Origin of the sequence: Streptomyces sp. AC512_CC834, from assembly GCF_019049325.1 — a bacterium.
Classification (GTDB): Bacteria; Actinomycetota; Actinomycetes; order Streptomycetales; family Streptomycetaceae; genus Streptomyces.
This window is the reverse complement of record NZ_JAGMUO010000065.1, coordinates 627,271-649,627: the sequence shown is the minus strand read 5'-3', so window position 1 is coordinate 649,627 and position 22,357 is coordinate 627,271. Positions and strand designations below refer to the sequence as shown.

Sequence of the window (22,357 nt, the reverse complement as noted above, 5' to 3'; positions counted from 1 at the left end):
ACCGACGGGAGCAGTGAGATGGAGCAGTCGAGCACGTCGGCCCTGCTACAGGGCATGGTGCTGGACCTCGCTTCCGACGTGGTCTCCGCTCTTCGGAGCGGAGACCACGTGCGAGCGGGGAGCACCCTGACGGGAGGCGGCGCCGGCGAGGGCGTCGCGCGAGCGGCGGTGCGCGTGCTGGGCGCCGACACGCTGTTGCCCAGCGTCCTGTTGCGCGTTCCCCCCGACCCCGGACAACTCGCCGTGTTCAAGGACGCCGTGGCGGCCCATCCGCCGCGCGACGACGCGGCACCCGCCGTCGTATGGAGCCACTGGGCCATGGCCCGCGCCCTGCGCCGGACCGATCAACCCCTGCAACCCCTGCAATCCCGGCAATCCCTGACCGCACCGCTCGCCGACGAGCCGGGTGCCGAACCCGGCGCCGACTGGCTCGACGACGCCGGCTGGCAGGTCCTGACCCACCAGCTCGCCGTCCTCGCCCCTCTCGCGCTGCCCGGCGAGGAGTGCGCGGTGACCCGCGCGGCGCGTCGCCGCCCCGTGGACGTCGCCCGCGGCTTCGTACGGGCGGTGCGCCGCCGCGACTGGCAGCAGGCGGCCGGAGCCGGGCGCTGGCTCACGCTCCTGGACGGAGTGCCGCAAACCCTCGGCCTTGATGCAGGGCTCGACTTCGTACGCCTCATGGGCGGCTCCGACCCGCGGGTGGCGCTGCAACTGGAGGCGGCGAGGCTGATGCCGGCCGGAGTCCTCCTGTGAGCGTCCGTGACGTCGGGGAGGCCGCACTGGACTGGGTGTGGGCCCACCGCGACCGCTTCGCGCTGGGCGACGACGCCCTGGCGGCCGACGGCCAGGTCAACCGGACGTGGAAGCCCCTGGGCGAGCTGACCCAGGTCTGCGCGTCCGTGTCCCTGTGCGCGCCGCCCGAGGACCCGCCGCACACCCGCGTGTCCGAGCTGCTGGACTTCGCCTGGCAACAGACCCACCGGGGCGAACTCTTCCCGCTCATGCAGTCGCTCGAGCCCTTCGCCACCTACCCGCTGGAGGTCTACGCGGCCTTCGCATCCGCCGGATTCCGGCACCCCGGCTACGAGGCGTCCGCCGCCGTGGTGGCCCGCACCCGGGGCTGGCGGCTGACCGAGCAGTACCCCACCCGCCGGCTCGGCGTGATCGAGGCCGAGCGGCGCAGCGGCATCCACCCGCACGGGCACGTCCCGCATGCGCTGGGCCGCACCTGGCTGGGCGGCCTGCCGGAACCGTGGACCTTCGAACGCGAGTCCGGCTACGCGCTGACCCACGTCGTCTTCCATCTCACCGAATGGGGGCGCGCCGCCCAGGGAGTGCCGGCGGACCTGGCGGACTATCTGCTGCACTGGCTGCCGCCCTGGCTCGACACCTGCCTGGAGGCCCGGATGTGGGACCTGAGCTGTGAGCTGCTGGCGGTGGCGGCCAGCCTGCCGCGCCCGCCCGGGCCGGCCGTCCTGGAGGACGCCTGGCACCGGGTTGCGGCCGCCCAGGACACGTCCGGCGCGATCCCCGAGGAGGGCGCCGCCCAGGACGCCGCCGGGGCGGACCCGGGACCGGACCCCTACGACTTCACCGACTGCTACCACTCCACCCTGATGGCCGCGTTCGCCGCGTCCCTCACCACGGCACGCCCGCGGGAGACGCGGAACGCCGGACGACACGCGGGGCAACACGCCGGGCAACACGCGGGACGACACGCGGAACAGCGCGCCGGACAAGGAGTGCCGGGATGAGGATGACGGACACTCGCCTGATCCACGGCGTCGGAGCCGGCGCCCTGGAGTGGCTGTGGGCCCACCGCGACGGCTTCCGGCTGGAGCCGGACGTGGACCCCGAGACCGGTTTCCTGGAACGCTTCAAGCCGATCGGCGAACTCGCCCTCATCTGCACGGTGCTCTTCCGCGAGGGCGTCGCCGGATCCCGGCAGGCCCAGCTCGCACGCCAACTGCTCGACCACACCTGGCGCGAGACCCTGGACGGCGGCCGCATGCTGGTGCGCGGCCAGCGCGTCGAGCCCTTCTCGCCGGTCCCCTTCGAGGTGTACCTGCCGTTCAGGGAACTGGGCTACAGCCAGCCCGAGGTGGAACAGGCCGCGCTCCTCAACCACCGGCTGGAGAGCTGGACGCGCTTCCCGGTGACGCCGACCCGCCGCCTGGGCCTGTCCGCGTTCCAGCGCCGCTTCGGCCTGGCCGCACGGCCGCCCGAGGCCGACCTGGTCGCCACCACCTGGCTGGCCGGCACCCCCGAGCCGTGGACGGTCGAGGGCCACACCGCGTACGACATCACGCACACCGTCTTCCACCTCACCGACTGGGGCGAGAACCCCGGCGGGCTGCCGCCCTCCGTCGCCGACTACCTCGCCACCTGGCTCCCGGTCTGGATCGACGACTGGCTGGACCTCGAACGCTGGGACCTGCTCGGCGAACTCCTTGTCGTGGACGCCTGTCTGCCCCGGCCCACCCTCGACGAGGCCGCCTGGCAGGGCTTCGCCGCCGCGCAGCGGCCCGACGGCGCCATGCCCGCCGCACGCACGATGCCCGAGGGCGACCCCGACACGGTGTTCGACATGGTCTACCACCCGACGCTGGTCGCCGCCTTCGCCTCCCTGCTGGCCACGTCCCGCACGCTCACCGAGCTCGCGCACACCGCGTCGTGACGGCCCGTCGCACGGCCTGGCCGGGCGCCCCCGCCGCCACCGACGCGTACGCCGCGTCCAAGTCCGCCCCGCCGCGGTCCGCGCCGGACGACGAGGCGGTGCTGCGCGAACGGCTGGCCGCCGCCGTCGACGCCTGCGACGCGCCCGACGTCGTCTTCGCCGTCTCCCGACGCGGCCGACGCACCCTGTACAGCGGGGGCACCGCCCCACCCCCCGCGGTCCCCCGCGAGGACCTGCGCTACGAGATCGGGTCGGCGTCCAAGACGTTCGCCGCACTGCTGCTGACGCGCCTGATCCGGCGCGGTGTGCTCACCGGCGGCGAGACGGCCGTCACCTGCCTGGACCCCGGGCGGCCGGCCGGCCCGCACCCCGTGACGCTCGCCCACCTCATCACCCACACGTCGGGGCTGCCCGCCCTGCCTGCCGACTTCGTGCGCCGGGGCCTGCCCGCCTGGCGCACCAACCCCTACGCCCGCTACCCGGCCGAGCGGCTGACGGACACCTTCCTGAGCCAACGCCCCCGGCACCGCCCCGGAACCCGCTGGCACTACTCCAACTACGGCGTCTCCGTGCTCGGCCACGCGGTCGCCGCGACCGTCGGCACCGCCTGGGAGGACCTGATCACCGGGCAGGTCCTGCGCGCGCTCGGCCTCAGCGGTACGGCCCTGCGCGCGGAGGGCCCCGAGACCGACGCCGTGGGACACCGCAAGGACGGCCGCACCCCCGTGCCCGCCTTCGACGCGGGCGGCTTCCAGGCGGCCGGAGCGATCCGGTCCACCCCACAGGACCTGCTCACCTTCCTCGAGGCCCACCTGGACCCGGCCCGCTCACCGGCGGCCGGCGCCCTGCGGGCGGTACGCGTACCGGTGCTCGCGCGGGGACTCGGGCACCGCCACGTGCACACGGTGGGATGGTTCCGGCACCCCACGGACGGCGGACCGATGTACTTCCACAGCGGCGCCACCCTGGGCCAGCAGGCCTTCCTCGGCTTCCGGCCCGACACGGACACGGCCCTGGCCGCGGTGTGCTCCCGGCGGTTCCGCGCCCGGGATCCGTTCATCGCCACCGCCTACGCGCTCCTCGCGGGCCCATAGCGGGCGGGACCGGCGGGAAACGCGTCGGCGCGGGGCCGCGTCGAGCGGTCCCGCGCCGGACGCCCGCACCCGGGCGGCGTCTGTCTGCCCGTCAGACCCGCTGCCACAGGGCCGGCGTGCTCGCCGGCGATCCGACGCCCTGCGCCTGGTGGCTCTGCAGACACCGGTAGCGCGCGCCGTCGTAGGACACGGTGGCGCCGACCTCGTAGACGCGTCCCGCGGCCCACGCGTCCGCCGCCGCGTTGTCCTGCGGCGCGGGGGTCTCCGCCGCGGCGGAGGTGGTCTTCAGGGTGAGCCCGAAGTCGCTGAGCAGCGGATTGATCGGCTGGTAGAACGTCGTCCCGCCGTTCGTGCAGTCACCGGAACCGCCGGACGTGGTGCCCTGCGCCTGGGTCCCGGAGACGAAGGGGCCGCCGGAGTCGCCGGGTTCGGCGCACACCGTCGTCTCGGTCAGCCCGTCGACGGTGCCCTCCGGGTAGGTGACACTCGTGTCGTGCTGCTGGATCGTGCCGCAGTGCCAGCCCGTGGTCGAGCCGGAACGGCACACCGAGGCACCCACGAGGGCCTCCACCGACCCGGCGATCTGGATCTTCTCGCCGTCCTCGGCCCGCACGTCCGGCGTGGCGGTCCAGTCCGAGTTGACGCCCACCCAGGCCACGTCCTTGCCGGGGAAGGTCGAGGCCTGGAAGGTGCCCTGGTCGGCCTCGTTGTACCCGGTGGTGGTGTCACCCGGGTCGCCGCAGTGCCCGGCCGTGGCGAAGCCCTGCTGGTCGTCCTTGGTGACGGAGAACCCGATGGAGCAGCGGGCCTGGTCGTTGATGTAGTAGGCGTCACCGCCGACGAGGTCCTCCAGCACCCGCGGCTGGTCCGGCGAGACACGGACGCCCACGCCCTGGCCCGTCACCTCGGCGGCCTCGATGAAGGCGGTCGCGGCCGACCGGCTGGTGGCCTGGACGGTGACCCGGTTGGTCTTCACGTCGACGTACCAGACCGGTGTCTGCCGGGTCCGGGTGCGGACGGCGGCGGCGTCCAGCTTCTCTTTGACCGCGCGCAGTTCGGCCAGGTTCCTGCCGACGACGGCAGCCTTGGCGCCCTGGGCCTCGATGGCGGCGGTGTCCGCGGCGTCGGTGGTGGCGACGGTCAGCTCGGCGGCGGTCGGGCCGCCGACCCAGGCCCCCGCGAAGCGGTCGCCCAGCGTGTTGCGCAGCATGCCCGCGCGGGTGCCCGCCTCCGCCTCGTTGACCAGCCGGGCCGCCGCCTGCTTCGGCGTCAGCCCCAGGTCGCGCTCCATCGCGCGCAGCATCCGCGCCGACGGGACGCCGGTGCCGGTGCCGGTGTCGGTGCCGGTGGTCCGGGCGGCGGGCTGCGGCCCGGGGGCGGGTGGCGGGGCGGCCGAAGCGGCCGAGGGGAGTGCGGTCAGGACCAGGGCGCCGAGCGCGGTCAGGGCTGCGCGACGGCCGCGCGTGGCATGTCTGCCGACCATGCGATGTGCCTCCTTCGAGGGCTGTACGAGACAGCGGGGATCAGGGAGATCAGGGAGATCAGGGAGATCAGGGGGATCAGTGGGATCAGTGAGATCAGGGGGGTCAGTGGGTGACCGTGGGACACGGTGCGAGTGCGACGAAGTCACAGGCCTTGCCGGAAAGATCCGCGGCGATGCGGAAGGCCGGTCTCTTTCGCGCGATGGGGGACGCATCGGGCGGCAAGTGCAGTACGCGCACGCACCCCCGCCGGGTCCGGGATCAGGCGGGCTTCAGCCCCGGTTCTCCCGCCTCGGTGACGAAGGACGCGACCGTGGTGACGGCGGCGCCGGGCGTGCTGATGCCGGAGACGGTGCGGAAGTCGAGGTGGGTCGCCGGGCGGCCGAGTTCGGCCCGGACGTAGCCGCGGTTGCCGTTGTAGAACTTCATGTGCGGGTTGGCCCGCAGGTACAGTTCCCAGTTGGCGGGCTGTGCCGCGCCGTCCCGGCCGCTGGCCACCGACGTGCAGGTGACCTCGGTGGCGACGGTGGCGGACGCCGGGTCGTTGAAGTCCTCCTTGACGTCGAGGGCGTAGCCCACGTGCACGTCGCCGGTGAGGATCAGCCAGTTGTCGACGCCGGCGGCCTTCGCCCCGGCGACCACCCGGTCGCGCGAGGCGCGATAGCCGTCCCAGGCGTCCATCGAGAGCGGGGCGTCGGCCGTCACGTCGAACTTGCGCTGGGAGAAGCAGACCTGCTGGGGCATCACGTTCCACAGCGCGGTCGAGCCCTTCCAGCCGTCCAGCAGCCACTGCTCCTGCGCGGCGCCGGTGATGGTGCGCGCCGGATCGTCCGACTCGGCTCCGGGGGCGTGCGGCCGGTCGTCGTAGGCCTGGTCGGAGCGGTACTGGCGGGTGTCGAGGATGTCGAACTGCGCGAGCGTGCCCCAGTGCAGCCGGCGGTACAGCCGCGCGTCCGGTCCCTGCGGAAGCTGGGCGGCGCGTAGCGGCTGGTTCTCCCAGTACGCCCGGTAGGCGGCGGCCCGGCGCAGCAGGAACTCCTCCGGCGGGATGTCGTTCTCGGGGACACCGCCCGCGTAGTTGTTCTCGGTCTCGTGGTCGTCCCAGGCGACGACGAACGGGTGCGCGGCGTGCGCGGCCCGCAGGTCCTCGTCGCTCTTGTAGAGCGCGTACCGCATCCGGTAGTCCGCGAGGGTCATCGTCTCGCGGTTGAACACGTCGGGCAGCGTGATGTCGGTGTAGTGGCGCTCCCCGCCCGCCGGGTTCACCGCGTACTCGTACAGGTAGTCGCCGAGGTGGAACACCACGTCCACGTCGTCCTGGGCGACATGGCGCAGCACGGTGTAGTAGCCGTCCTGGTACGCCTGGCAGGCGACCGCGGCGAGTTTCAGCGCGGACGGGGCGCTGCCCGTCGCGGGCGCGGTGCGGGTTCGGCCCGCGGGGCTGAGCCAGGCGCCGGCGCGGAAGCGGTAGTAGTAGACCGTGCCGGGCGTCAGGCCCAACACGTCGACGTGCACGCTGTGCGCGTACTCGGCGTGGGCGTCGGCGGTGCCCCGGAACAGGACGGCCGCGAAGTGCTCGTCGAGGGCCACCTCCCACTCGACCGTGACCCGCTCCGTGCCCATCCCGCCGTCCTCCAGGAACGGTTCGGGCGCCAGTCTGGTCCACAGCAGCACAGAGTCCGGCAGCGGATCGCCGGAGGCGACGCCGAGGGTGAAGGGGTCCTTGCTGATCCGGGCGGCGCGTTCGGGGGCGGCGACCGCGCCGCGGGCCGGCAGGTTGGTGGAGAAGGCGAGCGCGGCGGCGGCCGCGGTCACGGTGAGGAAGCGCCGGCGGCCGAGGTGCCGGGCGGCGGCGCCCATCACGGCGTCGTGCGGGGAGAAGGCGTGCTCGGCCAGTGCGCTGGGCCGGCCCGTGGGCGCCATCAGGTGTCCTCTCGTACGGGGCGTGGCGGTCCGTACCGGGGCCCCGTCGCGCGATGGCGCGGTCCCCGGATGCGCGGACCCCGCATGCTAAGCAGACAAAACACCTGAAACGGGCAGGGCTTGCGGTGTGATCACACAAGAGAGTGATCACACAGGAGGAGGCGTGCGGCCTGCGGCGGCTACGGCTACGGCAGCGGTGAGCGGCTCACCCGGATCTTGGACTGGCCGTGCGGCCGCTTCTCCCAGTCCTCCATGAACCGCGCGTGCAGGCCGTGCTGGGCGGCCAGCGTGAGCAGGGTGTCCGTGCGGTAGTAGAAGTCCTCGCGCAGCACGTGGTGCTCGGTGCCCTCCGTGCGGTCGAAGGTGAAGTCGAAGAACCCGGTGCCGGTCAGGACGCGGCCGACGTGCCGAAGGCACTCGTCGACGACGCCGGGCGGCGAGTGCGAGAAGACGCTGTGCGCGTGGACGACGTCGAAGTGGTCGTCGGGCAGGAACTCCAGCCGGAGGTCCCCGATGATGGTCAGGTGGGGCAGCTTGGCCTGGAGGTGGCGCTCGGTCAGGGTCTTCTTGGCGGCGATCAGGATGTCCGGCGAGATGTCGACGCCGTAGTAGTGACCGGCGTCGAGGTGGTCGATGAAACGCCAGCCGCCGCGCAGGTTGCCGCAGCCGATGTCGAGCATGCGGTGTTCGGGGCGCAGTCCGTGCTCGATCAGGTAGTCGAACTGCATCCGGCCGAGCGCCAGCCAGCGGTCGTGGGTCCGGCTGCCGACCGCGGCCTCCGGGTCGCGGCGGGTGTCGGAGGCCATCACCGCCCGGTAGTAGCCGACGTGGTCGGGGTGCTTGATCCGCAGCCACGCGTCCCGGCCCGCCCTGCGGACATGGGGGCCGACACGCTCGGGATGGCGCAGTGCGTACCCGACCTTGTGCGTGAGCGTGGCGCGGTTGTCGCGCAGCTTCTTCGGGGACTTGGCGTCTTTGGGCATGACGGAACGACCTCCGTACGAGCGTCTCGGGCAGTGCGGGGTGCCGGGAAGGGTGCCAGACCCGGCGCCCCGATAAAAGGACCGCGAAGAGGGAGAGGGCGAGGGAGGGTGGTGGGGTCTGGACTGTCAGTCCAGGCGTTGGACATGTAGTCTTGACCTTCTTGGAGTCCGACCAGTCCGACCAGTCCGAGCAAGGAGCCCCTGATGAGCGAACCGGCGCTGGAGGCCGAACGTGACGCCGTCCTCGCCGCGCTGCGCCCCGTGGCCGACGGGATTGCCGCGACGTTCGGGCCGGTCTGCGAGGCGGTCCTGCACGACTACCGGCGCCCCGAGCACTCGGTCGTGGCCGTCGCCGGATCGGTGACCGGACGGACGGTGGGCGGGGCGATGAGCGAGATCGGCATGCGCGTACTGGCCCGCGGCGACGAGGCGCGCGACGAGCTGAACTACGTCACGCGCACGGCCGAAGGCACGCTGCTGAAGTCCTCCACCATGGTGCTGCGCGACTCCACGGGCGCCGTGTTCGGTGCCCTGTGCGTCAACCTGGACGTCACCGCCGTCGACCGGGCCCACGCCCTGCTCGGCGCCCTCGCCGGGACCGCCGGCATCCCCGTCGACGCGCCGGCGACCACCTTCGGCGACGACATCGACGCGGTGGTCGACGCCATCGTGGACGCCCATCCGCTGCGCCGGGACACGAGCTGGGCGGCGCTGGACCGGGACCGGCGCCTGGAGCTGTTCCGCGACCTGGACGCCCGCGGCGTGTTCGCCGTACGCCGCTCGGTCGAGCACGTCGCGGCCAGGCTCGGCATCTCCCGCGCCTCCGCCTACCACTACCTCGCCCAGGCCCGCGCCGTACCCGGCCCGGCCGCCGACACCCCCTGAGGACACCCGTGACGACCACCACCCCGCCGGTCACCCTCGACGACGTCCGTTCCGCCGCCGCCCGGATCAAGGGCGTCGCGCACCGCACCCCGGTGCTCCGCTCGCGCACCCTGGACGCCCTCGTCGGCGCCGAGGTCTTCCTCAAGTGCGAGAACCATCAGCGGGTCGGCGCCTTCAAGTTCCGCGGCGCCTACAACGCGGCCTCCCGCCTCACGCCTCGGCAGCTCGCCCGCGGCATCGCCGCCTACTCCTCCGGCAACCATGCCCAGGCGGTCGCCCTGGCCGCACGCGAACTGGGCACCACCGCCGTGATCGTCATGCCCGAGGACGCGCCGCCCTCCAAACGGGACGCCACCGCCGGATACGGCGCCGAGATCGTCACCTACGACCGTTACACCGGCGACCGCGCCGCCATCGCCGAGGCACTGGCAGCCGAACGCGGGCTGACCCTGATCCCGCCCTACGAGCACCCGCACGTCATCGCCGGACAGGGCACCGCCGCCCTCGAACTCGTCGAGGACACGGGTCGGCTGGACGCGCTGGTCGCACCGGTCGGCGGCGGCGGACTGATCGCCGGCAGCGCCACCGCGGTCAAGGGCCTGCACCCCGGCACCCTGGTGATCGGTGTCGAACCCGAGGCCGGTGACGACACCCGGCGCTCCCTGGAGGCCGGCCGGCGCGTCACCGTCCCGGTCCCGCGCACCATCGCCGACGGCCAGGCCCTGCCCACCCCCGGCGAGCTGACGTTCTCCCTCAACCGGCGGCTGCTCGACGGGATCGTGCTGGTGTCCGACGACGAGATCCGGGACGCGATGCGGTTCGCCTTCGAGCGGCTGAAGACCGTCCTCGAACCCAGCGGCGCCACCCCGCTGGCCGCCCTCCTGAGCGGCCGCATCGACGCCCCGCCCCGCCGCGTCGGCGTGATCCTCTCCGGCGGCAACGTGGACGCCGCCCGCTTCGCGGAACTCTGCGGCGCACCCCGCTGACCCTGCGCGTCCCCCGGATGGCGCCGCCGAGTTGACAGGCGGACGATGGAGTGGTGGGGCCAGGGAAAGGAGAAGCGTCATGCTGGAGGCAAAGGCGCTCGACAAGCCCGACGAGCGGCGCGATTTCCCCCGCGGGCACATCGAGGCCGTACACATGGAAGGACTCGACTTCGCCGTCGCCACCTTCGAACCGGGCTGGCGCTGGTCGGAGTCCGTGGCGCCGATCGCCGGCACCGAGAGCTGCATGATCCACCACAACTGCTACGTGGTCGAGGGACGCATGCACGTCCGCATGGACGACGGCGCCGAGAGCGAGGTGGGCCCCGGCGACGTCTTCGTCTGCTCGCCCGGCCACGACGCCTGGGTCGTCGGCGACGGACCGTGCGTCGTGTACGACTTCGCCGGCGGCATGGCGAAGGAGTACGCCAAGGCCGACTGAGAGTCTCCAGGCGCCTGTCACACCGGCAGCAGCCGGGTCACCAGCGCGCCGAGTTGGCGGACGTTGCGGCACTCGTGCATCTCCACCAGCTCGGCGTACAGCGGCGCGGCCGAGTCACCCGTGCCCCAGCGGGAGCGCTGCTCCGGGTTCAGCCAGTACACGCGCCGGGACCGCCCGGCGATCTGCCGCAGGGCGGCGAGGTTCGGGTCGCTCATGTTCGTACGGGCGTCGCCCAGCACGAAGACGGTGGAGCGCGGGCCGACCGCGTCGCCGTAGCGCTCCGCGAACTCGCCCAGCGCGACGCCGTAGTCGCTGCTGCCGTGCCAGCCCGTGAGCCGCGCCTCGGCACCGATACGGGCGCCCAGCCCCTCCGGGTCGGCGGCGCCCTGTACGAGCAGGCCCGTCACCTCGTCGATCCGGTTGACGAAGGCGAACACCCGGACCTTGGTGAACTGGTCGTGCAGCGCCTGCACCAGCAGCATGGTGAAGTCCGAGAACCCCGCCACCGACCCCGACACGTCGCACAGCAGCACCAGCTCGGGCCGCACGGGACGGCGCCGCCGCAGCACCGGCTTCATCGGCACCCCGCCCGTCGACAGCGAGCCGCGCAGCGTGCGCCGCAGGTCGACGCTCCCGCGGGAGGCGCGGCGCCGGCGGGCCGCGAGCCGGGTGGCGAGCTTGCGGGCCAGCGGCCGCACCGTCCGGCGCAGCTCGGCCAGTTGCGCCTTGCCGGCCAGCAGGAAGTCGACGCGGTCGGGCGTCGGGGCCACCGCCCTGCGCGCGATCTCGTCCCGGCCCCGCCGCTCGGCGACCCGGCGCCGCGCCTCCGCCGCCACCATCCGCCGGAACGCCTCGATACGGCCCCGGATCTCGTCCTCCAGCAGCCGGTCGGTGAACCCCGGCCCGCCGCCGCCCCGGGCCCGCACACCGTCGCGGACCCGGGCCATCAGCGTCTGCGGACGGAGCCGGTCCAGGGTCTGGTGCGCGGACCAGCCGTCCGAGCCGGGGGAGGAGCCGTAGGAACCGAACCCGTCCACCGCCTCCCCGGCCAGTCGAGCCAGCAGCGTCCGGTCGTCGTCGGCGAGCGCGGCGGCCAGCCGGTCGCGCAGCTCGTCCCGGTCGGCCGTCCCCGGCCCCGGGCCGCCGACTCCGCGCGGGAAGTACAGGTCGAAGACCGGGTCGAACACCTGCCGCTGTCCCGCCGAGTGCAGCAGCGTCGCCGCCAGGCCCTCCCGCAGCGGCTCCCGGTCCGCGAGACCGAGCGCCTCCACCGCCCGCGCCGCGTCCACGCTCTCGCCGGTGCCGATCCGGACGCCGTGCGCCCGCAGCGCCGCGACCAGCGACGTCAGCCGCTCGGCCAGGCCCGCCCCGGTGGTGGTCACAGCGCGTCCAGGTCGAGCTTGGCCGCCGCCTTCAGTACGTCGTCCTGGTGCTTGAGGACGACGCCGAGGGTGTCCCGTACGACGGTCTCCTCCAGGGTGTCCGCGCCGAGCGCCAGCAGAGTGCGGGCCCAGTCGACGGTCTCGGCGACCGAGGGCACCTTGCGCAGGTCCATCGCGCGCAGGGCGCCCACCACCCGCACCAGCGAGGCGGCGAGGGCCTCGTCGAGCCCCGGCACCTTCAGCCGCACGATCCGCCGCTCCAGCTCCTCCTCGGGGAACCCGATGTGCAGGAACAGGCAGCGCCGGCGCAGCGCCTCCGAGAGCTCACGGCTCGCGTTGGAGGTGAGGACGACGAAGGGACGGCGGGTCGCGCTGATCGTGCCCAGCTCCGGGACGGTCACCTGGAAGTCGCTGAGCACCTCCAGGAGCAGCCCCTCGACCTCCACGTCCGCCTTGTCGGTCTCGTCGATCAGCAGCACCTTGGGGTCGTCCCCGCGGATCGCGGTCAGCAGCGGACGGGTGAGCAGGAACTCCTCGCCGAAGATGTCCGTCCGGGTCTCGTCCCAGCTCTCGTCGCGGCCCGCGCTGATCCGCAGCAGTTGCTTGGCGTGGTTCCACTCGTACAGCGCCCGGGACTCGTCCACACCCTCGTAGCACTGGAGCCGCACCAGCCGCGCGTCCGAGACCTGCGCGACCGCCTTGGCCAGTTCGGTCTTGCCGACCCCGGCCGGGCCCTCCACCAGCAGCGGCTTGCCGAGCCGGTCGGCGAGGAAGACGGTCGTGGCGACCGCCGGCGACGCCAGGTAGCCGGTCTCGGCCAGTCGAGCGGAGACGTCGTCGACGGAAGTGAACACCGGGGGCCTCCAGCTCGGGCAGCAGCACCTACCAGCCCTATCCAAGCGCTTGTTCACCGCCGCTGTCACGCGAACGGCAGGGGGAGGGACGACCGTCACAACGGCCGTCACAACGGCCGTCCCTCCCCTTCGTCCCCTTCGGCCTCTTCGTCGTCTTCGGGCGTCCGCTCACGCGGCCAGTGCCACCGCCCCGACCGCCGGTGTACGCAGCACGCGCCGGGCCGTCCCGAGGCTCGTCCCCAGCGTCACCGCCGCCGCCACCGACACCATCGTGAGCCACACGCCGAGGAACTGGTCCGGCAGCACCGCGTCGGTACGGACCACGGTGAACGGCACCACACCGGCCAGCGCGGCCACCGTGCCGAAGAACACCCCCGTGACCGTGAGGATCACGCCCTCCGCGCCGACCACGCCCAGCACCTGCCCGGGCGTCGCTCCCGCCAGCCGCTGCTGACCGAACTCACGCGAGCGGTACGTCGTCGCCGCGTACAGCGAGTTGACCAGCATCACGCAGACGAACACCGCGATGATGCCGACCACCGTGAGGTTGAGGGTCTCCAGGTTCTTGGCGTCGACCGACTTGACCAGACCCGAGGCCTTCACCGCGTCGCTCTCCACCGCCTGCATCGTGACCGTCGCCGTCGACACCGCCGTGAACAGGATCAACGACACCAGGATCCCGGCCAGATGACTCGCCCGCTCCCGCAGGTTGCGCACCGCCAGCCAGCCGCTCGCGCCACTCAGCGGCAGCCGGTCCAGCACGCCCTTCAGCAGCCGCGGCGACAGCAGCGCGAAACCGACCGACAGCAGGATCGCCCCGTATGCGGGCGCCGCCATCAGCGCCTCGTCCGTCCCGGAGAACAGGAAGGTGGAGCAGGCACCCGCGGCACCGGTGGCCAGCGCGGCGTAAGCCACAAACCGCTTCGCCCCGGCGCGCTCACGGCTGCCCCGCGTCACCCGCCGCACCGCCAGGAACGCGGCGCCCGCCGATGCCAGCAGCGTGACGTCCACGCCGCTCAGCAGCGCGATCGGACCGAAGGAGTAGTCCACGGACTCCGCCACCTGGCCGCTGTCCTGGAACATCGCCAGCAGCGCCCGCCCGCCGAGCATCGCCGGGCCGATCGCCAGCGCCGCGCCCACCAGGGCCACCGCCACCGCCTCGCCCACGACCATCCGCTTGATCTGCGCCGGGGTCGCCCCCGAGCAGCGCAGCAACTCCAGCTCGGCGGTGCGCTGACGCACGTTGACCGTCAGCGTCGAGGCCACCGCGAAGAACACCAGCAGGGTCCCGTAGCCGCCGACGACCCCCGCCGACAGGCCCAGCGTCTCGGAGCTGACCGGGTCGACACCGGCCTGCCCGGCCGTGTCGTGCATCGAGTTGAACGTCATGATGACGGCCGCCCCCAGGAAGGCGGACAGCAGCGTCGCGAGGAACCGTCCGGGGCGCCGCCGGATCGACCGAAGAGCCAGTACGAACATCGCTCACACCCCCGCCGGCACGTCGTCGCCCAGGTGCGCGAGCCGCTCCGCGACCGCGTCCGGCGTCGGCGCGTCCATCCGCCCCGCCGACCGGCCGTCGGCGAGGAAGACGACCGAGTCGGCGTACGAGGCGGCGACCGGGTCGTGCGTCACCATCACCACCGTCCGCCCGTGCACCCGCACCGCCTCCTGGAGCAGCAGCAACACCTGCCGTGCGCTGCGCGTGTCCAGCGCGCCCGTCGGCTCGTCCGCGAAGATCACCCTCGGCTCGGTGACGAGGGCCCGGGCGATCGCCACCCGCTGCCGCTGACCGCCGGACAGTTGGTCGGGACGGTGACCGAGCCGGTCCCCGAGGCCGACCGTGGTCAGGATCTCCCGGGCCCACCGGCGGTCGACGCGCCGCCCGGCGAGCTTGAGCGGCAGCACCGTGTTCTGGGCGACCGTCAGCGTCTCCAGCAGGTTGTACTGCTGGAAGACGAACCCGACCCGGCCGCGCCGGAACCTCGTCAGCTCCGCCTCACTGCCCCCCGTCAGCTCCTTGCCGTCCACGCACACGACACCGCTGTCCGGCCGGTCCAGGCCCGCCGCGCACTGCAGCAGCGTGGACTTGCCCGAGCCCGACGGCCCCATCACCGCGGTGAACGTGCCACGCCTCAGGCTCAGCGTCACACCGTCCAGGGCGGTCACGGCGTTCTCCGCCGAGCCGTAGGTCCTGGTCACCTTGACCAGCCTGAGGGCCTCGGGGGCGGGGCCCGGGTCGTGGTCGCCGCGTGCGCCGGAGTGAAACATCGTCATCACCTTCCGTGTGGCACGCCCAGTGCGGTGCCTCGCCGAAGACGCTACGGAGCGCGGGGCCGCGTGCCACTGGGTGCAGAACCCGTATCGGGGGGTGTACTCAGTGACACCCCGGGCGGCATGCGTCACGATGATCGCCATGACGGACGGAATAGCCTGGCTCGCCGAACCCCAGTGCCTCTCCTACGAGGGCTACAGCGTGGTGATGTCCCGCGAACTCGCCTCCGACGAGCTGGTGTCGCGCATGACCCGGACCGTGTTCAATGCGAAGCGCAGGGCACACGCCATCGGGGAACTCACCCACACCCAGGTCCACGACGTGCTGGAGGGCTTCTACGGGGAGGCTCCCCACGACGGTCTCGCCCTGCGCCACGGGGAGAGCGGCGAGTGGTCGTTCGCCGTCAAGTGCGGAGGGTGGCCCTGCAAGTTCGGCGCCGAGCCCCCGCTCTCCCGCGGCGGTGCCCACATCTTCCAGCTCGAGCACGACGAGCAGAACATGAAATCGGTGCCGCCGCAGTTCGCGTACCGCCACGACGGGCGTGACATGTGCGCCTTCAACCTGCATCTGGACGGCTCCTGGGGCCCCGACGGCGTCATAGGAGACCCGGAGATCGCACCCCGCGTCGAGGCCGTACTGACGGCTGCCGGACTGCCCGACCACGACCTCGACCCGCGCACGGTGCACCGGACCTCGCTGGAGGTCCTGGAGTCCCTCTTCGAGCTCTCGCTGCCCAGGGACCTGATCGTCACGGGGACGCTGCCCGCCGCCGTCCTGAGGGCCGGGTGACCATTCACCCCGCGACCAGCACCACCTCCAGGGTGCGCGGACCGTGCACCCCCTCGACCCGGTCCAGCTCGATGTCACTGGTCGCCGACGGACCGGAGATCCACGTCAACGGACGGGCCGGGTCGAGGCGTTCGAGCGCCTGCGGGACGGAGGACACCACCTGGCCGGGCACCCGCACGACGCAGATGTGGTGGTCGGGCACGAGGGTGATACGCCGCCGCCCCTGATCGGGGGAGCCGTCCAGGACGATCGTCCCGGTCTCGGCGACGGCGACGGCACAGCCGGTCACCACGCTGTCGACCCGGTCGAGTTCCGGTGCCGTACTCGCCGCCAGGTCCTGGACGAGCGTCGCGTCGACGGCCTCCAGCCACCCCGTCGGCAGCCCCGGGGGAACCACCACGCTCCCCGAACCGCGCGCGGACAGGAGACGGGCGAGCAGCTCGGACAACTGCCCGTCCGTACACCGGTGCACGACCGCCCGGTAGTCCGCCAGGTTCTCGGCGAGCAGCTCCACCGTCTCGGCGGCCGTCCGCCGCCCGTGCTCGCGCAGATAGTCCCGCGCGACCGCCTCCCCGTACGGCACTTCCCCGTACGGCACTTCCTCGTACGACGTCCCGTCGCCCGGCACGTCCGCCAGTGCCCGCCGGACCCGGCCCAGGATGCGTTCCCTGCTGCTCACTTCGCTCTGCCCTTCCCACCGTGGGTGCGCTGCCACCAGTCCCGGAACGGCTCCGCGGGCACCGGCGGAAGGTCCCGGCTGCCGCTCCACGCCCGGCCAGGGCCCGGCAGGGTGCGCGGGTGCAGGCGGCGGGTGCGCGACGCCAGCCGCTGGCCGGTCCGCAGAGCGCCCGGGTGCGTGAACGCCCACTGCGCCGCCCGCATCGCCGCCCGCTCGGCGGCGTGTCCCTTCGCCGGTTTCAGGACGACCCGGTTGCCGTGCCGGACGGCCGGCCCGCCCTGCACCACCCGCTCCCGCAGGTGCACCAGCACCTCGGGGATGTCGATGGCGACCGGGCACACCTCGTAGCAGGCGCCGCACAGCGAGGACGCGTACGGCAGGGAGGCGTCGATGTCGCTGCCCGTGCCCCGCAGTTGAGGGCTCAGGATCGCGCCGATCGGGCCCGGGTACACCGAGCCGTAGGCGTGGCCGCCGGCCCGCTCGTACACCGGGCACACGTTCAGGCAGGCCGAGCAGCGGATGCAGCGCAGCGCCTGGCGGCCGACCTCGTCGGCGAGGGTGTCGGTGCGCCCGTTGTCCAGCAGCACCAGATGGAAGTTCCGCGGGCCGTCCTCGTCGGTGGTGCCGGTCCACATGGACGTGTACGGGTTCATGCGCTCGGCCGTCGAGGAGCGGGGGAGGGTCTGCAGGAAGACCTCCAGGTCCTGCCACCTCGGCACGATCTTCTCGATGCCGACGACCGAGATCAGCGTCTCGGGCAGGGTCAGGCACATCCGGCCGTTGCCCTCGGACTCCACGACCACCAGCGTGCCGGTCTCGGCCACCACGAAGTTGGCGCCCGAGATGCCGACCTTGGCCCGCAGGAACTTCTCCCGCAGGTGCAGCCGGGCCGCCTCGGCGAGCTCCGCGGGCGTGTCCGTCAGGTCCTCGGGCGCCGGACGGCCCCACTCGCCCATCTCGGAGCGGAAGATGTCGCGGATCTCGCCGCGGTTGCGGTGGATGGCCGGCACCAGGATGTGCGAGGGCCGGTCCTTGCCCAACTGCACGATCAGCTCGGCGAGATCGGTCTCGTAGGCGTGGATGCCCCGGGCCTCGAGCGCCTCGTTGAGGGCGATCTCCTGCGTCGCCATCGACTTGACCTTGACGACCTCACGCCGGTCCGTGTCACCGCTGTCGACCTCCTCGACCAGGCGGGCGACGATCTCGTTGGCCTCGTCCGCGTCGGCGGCCCAGTGCACGGTCCCGCCGGCCGCCGTGACCGCCTCCTCCACCTGCACCAGATACCGGTCGAGATGGCGCAGCGTGTGGTCCTTGATCTGCTTCCCGGCCTCCCGCAGCGCCGCCCAGTCGTCCAGCTCCGCGACCGCGCGGGCCCGCTTGTCGCGGATGGTGTGCGTGGCGTGGCGCAGATTGCCGCGCAGCGTCGCGTTGCCCACGGCCTCCCGCGCCGCCTCGGGAAAGGCGGGCATCCCCAGATACGTCCCGCTCATACGGCCGCCGCCTCCTCCGTGCCCGCCAGGATCTCCGCGAGGTGCACCGGCCGCATGCCCGTGCGCAGCCGTGTCATGGTGCCGCCGATGTGCATCAGACAGGAGTTGTCGGCCGCGCACAGCACGTCCGCGCCCGTGGACTCGGCGTTGCGCACCTTGTCCGCGCCCATCGCCGCCGACACGTCGGAGTTCTTCACGGCGAAGGTGCCGCCGAAGCCGCAGCACTCCTCGGCGCCCGGCAGCTCCACCAGCTCCAGCCCCTTCACCGCCTCCAGGAGCCGCCTGGGCCTCTCGCCCAGGCCCAGACTCCGCAGACCGTGGCAGGTCGGGTGGTACGTCACCGTGTGCGGGTAGTACGCCCCCACGTCCGTCACGCCCAGCACGTCCACGAGGAACTCCGTCAGCTCGTACGTCTTCGGCACCACCGGCGCCAGGGTGGCCGCGAGCGTGTCCCCGCGCCCCTCGGCCCGCGCCCGCTCTCCCATCCGCGGGTACAACTCCCGCACCATCGCCCCGCACGAGCCCGAGGGCGTCACGACCGCGTCGTAGGCCCCGAAGACGTCGGCGAAGTGCCGGGCCAGCGGCTCGGCCTCGTGCCGGTAGCCGGTGTTGTAGTGCGCCTGCCCGCAACAGGTCTGGGCCATCGGGAAGTCGACGTCGACGCCCAGTTTGGTGAGGAGCTTCACGACGGCACGGCCGGTGTCCGGATAGAGCGTGTCGTTGACGCAGGTCAGGAACAGAGCGACACGCATCGCGGCTCCTCGTGTTCGATGGGTTGAGTGAGTTCGGTGAGTTCGGTGGGTTCGATCATCGGATGAATGATGAGCGCAGGGTAGTCGCCGGGACGCGCTTCGGGGAGACCCGGTTCACCGGTCGGCGAGTCGGGCCTCGGCCGCCCGCCAGCGGGCCGTGCCGCCGCGCGGCTCGTACCGGGTCAACGACTGGGTGCGCGCCAGCAGTCGGCGCATCCCGGCCAGGTCGCCGACCAGCCCGTGGGTGCGGGCCTGCACCAGGACGTTGCCGAGCGCGGCGGCCTCCGCCGGGCCCGCCACCACCGGCAGCCCGCAGGCGTCGGCGGTGAGCTGGCACAACAGGGCGTTGCGGGTGCCCCCGCCGACGACGTGCACGACGTACACCGGGTGCCCGGCCAGCCGCTGGGCGTCCTGGACGGCCCGACGGTGGGCCAGCGCCAGCGAGTCGAGGATGCAGCGGGTCACCTCGGCGGGTGCCCGGGGCACCGGCTGCCCCGACGCACGGCACGCCTCGGCGATCCGCTCCGGCATCCGGCCCGGCGCGAGGAACGCCGCGTCACCCGCGTCCACCACCGACCGAAGCGCCGGCACCCGGGCCGCCTCGAGCAGCAGCGCGCCCAGATCTGGGTCGCCCCAGGCCCGCACGGACTCCTGGAGCAGCCACAGCCCCATGATGTTGCGCAGGTAGCGGACGGTGCCGTCCAGCCCGAGTTCGTTGGTGAAGTTGGCGGCGCGGCTCTCCTCCGTCAGCACCGGCGCGCCCAGCTCCAGACCGGCCAGCGACCAGGTGCCGGTGCAGATGTACGCGAACCGCTCGTCCGAGGCCGGTACGGCGGCCACCGCGGAGGCGGTGTCGTGCGACCCGACCGCCGTCACCGGCACGGGTCCCGTAAGTCCCGTCTCCTCCAGCACCGCCGGCCGCAGCAGCCCCGCCGCGTCCCCGGGCCGGCGCAGCGGCGCGAACAGGCCGAGGTCGATCCCCAGCCGGGCCGCGACCTCCCGTGACCAGTCCCGGGTGCGGGGGTCGATCAACTGGGTGGTGGAGGCGTTGGTCAGCTCCGTGCCCTGCTCGCCGGTCAGCCAGTAGGCCAGCAGATCCGGGACCAGCAACAGCCGCCGGGCCGCGGTGAACTGGGCCGTGCCGCGGGCGGCGACGAGCTGGTACAGGGTGTTGAAGGGCGCGTGCTGCAACCCGGTCGCCCCGTACAGCTCCTCGGCCGGCAGCGTGGCCCACACCTTCTGCGCGACGCCCTCGGTGCGGGCGTCGCGGTAGTGCACGGGGTTGCCGAGCAGCGCCCCGTCCGCGTCCAGCAGCCCGTAGTCCACAGCCCAGCCGTCGACGCCGACCGAGTCCACCGGGCCGGCCGCCCGCAGCCCGTCCAGCACACCGGCGTACAGCGCGAGGATGTCCCAGCGCAGCCCGTCTGGCGTACGGACCGGCCGGTTGGGGAAGCGGTGCGCCTCGGTCAGCTCCAGCCGGTCGGGGCCGACGCGGCCGACCATGACGCGCCCGCTGGACGCGCCGAGGTCGACCGCGGCGTACGCCTTGACGCCCACGGCAGTGCTCATCGCAGGAACGCGGCGGCGACACCGGCGTCGACCGGGACGTGCAGGCCGGTGGTGTGGGTCAGGTCGCCGCCGGTCAGCGCGAACACGGCGTTCGCGACATGCTCGGGCAGCACCTCGCGCTTGAGCAGCGTGCGCTGCGCGTAGAACTCGCCCAGCTTCTCCTCCGGCACCCCGTACACCGCCGCGCGCCGAGCACCCCAGCCGCCCGCGAAGATCCCCGAACCGCGCACCACGCCGTCCGGGTTGACCCCGTTGACGCGGATGCCCAGCTCGCCCAGCTCGGCGGCGAGGAGGCGCACCTGGTGCGCCTGGTCGGCCTTGGTGGCGGAGTAGGCGATGTTGTTCGGGCCCGCGAACACGGCGTTCTTCGACGCGATGTAGACGATGTCGCCGCCCAGCTCCTGCGCCGTCATCACCCGGGCCGCCTCGCGCGAGACGAGGAAGGAGCCGCGGGCCATGATGTCGTGCTGGAGGTCCCAGTCCTTGGCCGTGGTCTCCAGCAGCGGCTTGGAGATGGAGATCCCCGCGTTGTTGACCACCAGGTCGACCCCGCCGAAGGCGAGCAGGGCCGCCTTGAAGGCGCCCGCGATCTGCTCCTCGGAGGTGACGTCGACACGCACGGCCACGGCCTTGTCGGCCCCGCCCAGCTCCTTTGCCACCGCCGCCGCGTTCTCGGCGTTCAGGTCGGCCACGACCACACACGCGCCCTCGGCGGCCAGCCGCCGCGCGACGGCCTTCCCGATCCCGCTGCCCGCGCCGGTGACGAGCGCGACGCGCGTGGCGAGCGGCTTGGGCTTCGGCATCCGCCGGAGCTTGGCCTCCTCCAGCGCCCAGTACTCGATGCGGAACTTCTCCGACTCCTCGATCGGCGCGTACGACGACACCGCCTCCGCCCCGCGCATCACGTTGACCGCGTTGACGTAGAACTCGCCGGCCACCCGGGCGGTCTGCTTGTCCTTGCCGAAGCTGAACATGCCCACGCCCGGCACCAGCACGATCGCCGGGTCGGCGCCGCGCATGGCGGGGGAGTCCGGCTCGGCGTGCCGCTCGTAGTAGGCGGCGTACTCCTCGCGGTAGGCGGCGTGCAGCTCCTTCAGCCGGGCGACGGCTTCGGCAGGCGACGCGCTCGGCGGCAGGTCAAGGACCAGCGGCCGGACCTTGGTGCGCAGGAAGTGGTCCGGGCAGGAGGTACCGAGCGCGGCGAGGCGCGGGTGCCCGGCGCGGGCGAGGAAGTCCAGCACCACGTCCGCGTCGGTGAAGTGCCCGACCTGCGGCCGGTCCCGGGAGGCGAGAGCGCGGACGTACGGCGCCAGCGCCGCCGCCCGCTCCCGCCGCTCGGCCTCGGGCAGCGCCACGTACCCGTCGATCACCGGGCCGAACGGCTCGGCCTTCCCACGTTCGGCGAGGAAGGCCTCCGCGGTGCGGATGATGTGCAGCGAGTTGCGCTCGCACTCCTCGGAGGTGTCGCCCCACGCCGTGATGCCGTGCCCGCCGAGCACGCATCCGATCGCCCGCGGGTTGGCCTCTTTCACGGCTGCGATGTCCAGCCCCAACTGGAACCCGGGCCGCCGCCACGGCACCCACACCACGGTGTCGCCGAAGCACTCGGCGGTCAGCTTCTCGCCGTCCGCCGCGCAGGCCAGCGCGATCCCCGAGTCCGGGTGGAGGTGGTCGACGTGCGCGGCCTCCACGAGCCCGTGCATCGCCGTGTCGATCGAGGGCGCCGCACCGCCCTTGCCGTGCAGGCAGTAGTCGAAGGCGGCGACCATCTCGTCCTCGCGCTCCACGCCCGGGTAGACGCCCTTGAGCGCCCGCATCCGGTCCAGCCGCAGCACGGCGAGCCCGCCCTCGGTGAGCGTCCCGAGATCCCCACCGGACCCCTTGACCCACATCAGCTCCACATCACCCCCGGTGACGGGATCGGTCCCGGTGCCTTTCGCGGACGCGTTGCCCCCGGCGTAGTTGGTGTTCCGCGCATCAGCGCCGAGCCGATGGGAACGGGCGAGCAGGGCGGCGGCCTGCGAGTGGGTTGCCATGTCTCTACAGTCCTTCTTGAACGAGGGTAGGGGAGAGCGCCCCGTCTTTTAGGGGCGCGGGGAACT

General features: G+C 73.1%; 20 protein-coding genes. 8 read left to right on the top strand and 12 right to left on the bottom strand.

The genetic code is table 11. From position 1 onward, the window contains the following. The first annotated feature begins 18 nt into the window (after positions 1 to 18). The 4 genes from KUM40_RS25105 to KUM40_RS25090 are packed head-to-tail and all read left to right on the top strand — an operon-like array spanning position 19 to position 3,771. The gene (locus KUM40_RS25105; RefSeq protein WP_217168392.1) at positions 19 to 753 is read left to right on the top strand and encodes a hypothetical protein; all 735 of its coding nucleotides are present in this window, start codon (positions 19 to 21) and stop codon (positions 751 to 753) included. Further along, the gene (locus tag KUM40_RS25100; protein ID WP_217168390.1) at positions 750 to 1,754 is read left to right on the top strand and encodes a hypothetical protein; all 1,005 of its coding nucleotides are present in this window, start codon (positions 750 to 752) and stop codon (positions 1,752 to 1,754) included. Before KUM40_RS25105 ends, KUM40_RS25100 begins: the two co-directional genes overlap by 4 nt. A gap of 2 nt (positions 1,755 to 1,756) precedes the next feature. Further along, complete coding sequence (locus KUM40_RS25095; protein WP_217168389.1) at positions 1,757 to 2,677, top strand: hypothetical protein; 921 nt, start codon at positions 1,757 to 1,759, stop codon at positions 2,675 to 2,677. Next, complete coding sequence (locus KUM40_RS25090) at positions 2,674 to 3,771, top strand: serine hydrolase (RefSeq protein ID WP_217168387.1); 1,098 nt, start codon at positions 2,674 to 2,676, stop codon at positions 3,769 to 3,771. The genes KUM40_RS25095 and KUM40_RS25090 overlap by 4 nt, the downstream gene beginning before the upstream one ends. Before the next feature lie 91 nt (positions 3,772 to 3,862). Here KUM40_RS25090 and KUM40_RS25085 read toward each other — a convergent pair whose 3' ends face one another. From KUM40_RS25085 to KUM40_RS25075, 3 genes are all read right to left on the bottom strand, one after another. Then, entirely contained in the window at positions 3,863 to 5,254 is a 1,392-nt protein-coding gene (locus tag KUM40_RS25085; protein WP_217168384.1) for a trypsin-like serine protease, read from the bottom strand. Positions 5,255 to 5,513: 259 nt separating this feature from the next. Then, entirely contained in the window at positions 5,514 to 7,175 is a 1,662-nt protein-coding gene (locus KUM40_RS25080; protein WP_217168383.1) for an alkaline phosphatase, read from the bottom strand. A 185-nt stretch (positions 7,176 to 7,360) separates the two neighbouring features. Beyond that, entirely contained in the window at positions 7,361 to 8,158 is a 798-nt protein-coding gene (locus tag KUM40_RS25075; protein ID WP_217168382.1) for a class I SAM-dependent methyltransferase, read from the bottom strand. Positions 8,159 to 8,362: 204 nt separating this feature from the next. Between KUM40_RS25075 and KUM40_RS25070 the strand changes: the two genes are divergently transcribed. The 3 genes from KUM40_RS25070 (at position 8,363) to KUM40_RS25060 (ending at position 10,468) form a co-directional block, all read left to right on the top strand. Continuing rightward, complete coding sequence (locus KUM40_RS25070; protein WP_217168381.1) at positions 8,363 to 9,043, top strand: transcriptional regulator; 681 nt, start codon at positions 8,363 to 8,365, stop codon at positions 9,041 to 9,043. An 8-nt stretch (positions 9,044 to 9,051) separates the two neighbouring features. Next, on the top strand, positions 9,052 to 10,029 hold the full coding sequence (locus tag KUM40_RS25065) for a threonine/serine dehydratase (protein ID WP_217168380.1): 978 nt from the start codon (positions 9,052 to 9,054) through the stop codon (positions 10,027 to 10,029). 79 nt (positions 10,030 to 10,108) lie between these two features. Then, positions 10,109 to 10,468 (top strand): cupin domain-containing protein, encoded by a 360-nt coding sequence (locus tag KUM40_RS25060; protein WP_217168379.1) that lies wholly within the window; start codon positions 10,109 to 10,111, stop codon positions 10,466 to 10,468. A gap of 17 nt (positions 10,469 to 10,485) precedes the next feature. Here the strand turns inward: KUM40_RS25060 and KUM40_RS25055 are convergent, their stop codons facing one another. From KUM40_RS25055 to KUM40_RS25040, 4 genes are all read right to left on the bottom strand, one after another. Further along, positions 10,486 to 11,850, bottom strand: a complete 1,365-nt coding sequence (locus KUM40_RS25055) for a VWA domain-containing protein (protein WP_217168377.1) — start codon at positions 11,848 to 11,850, stop codon at positions 10,486 to 10,488. Next, positions 11,847 to 12,704, bottom strand: a complete 858-nt coding sequence (locus KUM40_RS25050; protein ID WP_217168375.1) for a MoxR family ATPase — start codon at positions 12,702 to 12,704, stop codon at positions 11,847 to 11,849. Before KUM40_RS25050 ends, KUM40_RS25055 begins: the two co-directional genes overlap by 4 nt. Positions 12,705 to 12,872: 168 nt before the next feature. Continuing rightward, positions 12,873 to 14,183 carry an ABC transporter permease gene (locus tag KUM40_RS25045; protein ID WP_217168374.1) on the bottom strand — a complete coding sequence of 437 codons (1,311 nt, stop codon included), beginning with the start codon at positions 14,181 to 14,183 and terminating at the stop codon, positions 12,873 to 12,875. 3 nt (positions 14,184 to 14,186) lie between these two features. Then, complete coding sequence (locus tag KUM40_RS25040; RefSeq protein ID WP_217168372.1) at positions 14,187 to 14,978, bottom strand: ABC transporter ATP-binding protein; 792 nt, start codon at positions 14,976 to 14,978, stop codon at positions 14,187 to 14,189. 139 nt (positions 14,979 to 15,117) lie between these two features. On the opposite strand from KUM40_RS25040, the gene KUM40_RS25035 reads away from it, so the two are divergent. Further along, entirely contained in the window at positions 15,118 to 15,765 is a 648-nt protein-coding gene (locus KUM40_RS25035) for a hypothetical protein (RefSeq protein WP_217168371.1), read from the top strand. 4 nt (positions 15,766 to 15,769) lie between these two features. On the opposite strand, the gene KUM40_RS25030 is transcribed toward KUM40_RS25035, so the two are convergent. From KUM40_RS25030 to KUM40_RS25010, 5 genes are all read right to left on the bottom strand, one after another. Next, positions 15,770 to 16,444, bottom strand: coding sequence for an LUD domain-containing protein (locus KUM40_RS25030; protein ID WP_217168370.1), 675 nt, complete (start codon positions 16,442 to 16,444; stop codon positions 15,770 to 15,772). After that, a complete protein-coding gene (locus KUM40_RS25025; RefSeq protein WP_217168368.1) occupies positions 16,441 to 17,934 on the bottom strand; it encodes a lactate utilization protein B in 1,494 nt (497 codons plus the stop codon). Before KUM40_RS25025 ends, KUM40_RS25030 begins: the two co-directional genes overlap by 4 nt. After that, entirely contained in the window at positions 17,931 to 18,686 is a 756-nt protein-coding gene (locus KUM40_RS25020) for a (Fe-S)-binding protein (RefSeq protein ID WP_217168366.1), read from the bottom strand. Before KUM40_RS25020 ends, KUM40_RS25025 begins: the two co-directional genes overlap by 4 nt. A gap of 114 nt (positions 18,687 to 18,800) precedes the next feature. Next, positions 18,801 to 20,255 (bottom strand): rhamnulokinase family protein, encoded by a 1,455-nt coding sequence (locus KUM40_RS25015; RefSeq protein WP_217168365.1) that lies wholly within the window; start codon positions 20,253 to 20,255, stop codon positions 18,801 to 18,803. Then, positions 20,252 to 22,291: a bifunctional aldolase/short-chain dehydrogenase gene (locus tag KUM40_RS25010; RefSeq protein ID WP_217168362.1), complete on the bottom strand. Its 2,040-nt coding sequence runs from the start codon at positions 22,289 to 22,291 to the stop codon at positions 20,252 to 20,254. Before KUM40_RS25010 ends, KUM40_RS25015 begins: the two co-directional genes overlap by 4 nt. Between the last annotated feature and the right edge of the window lie 66 nt (positions 22,292 to 22,357).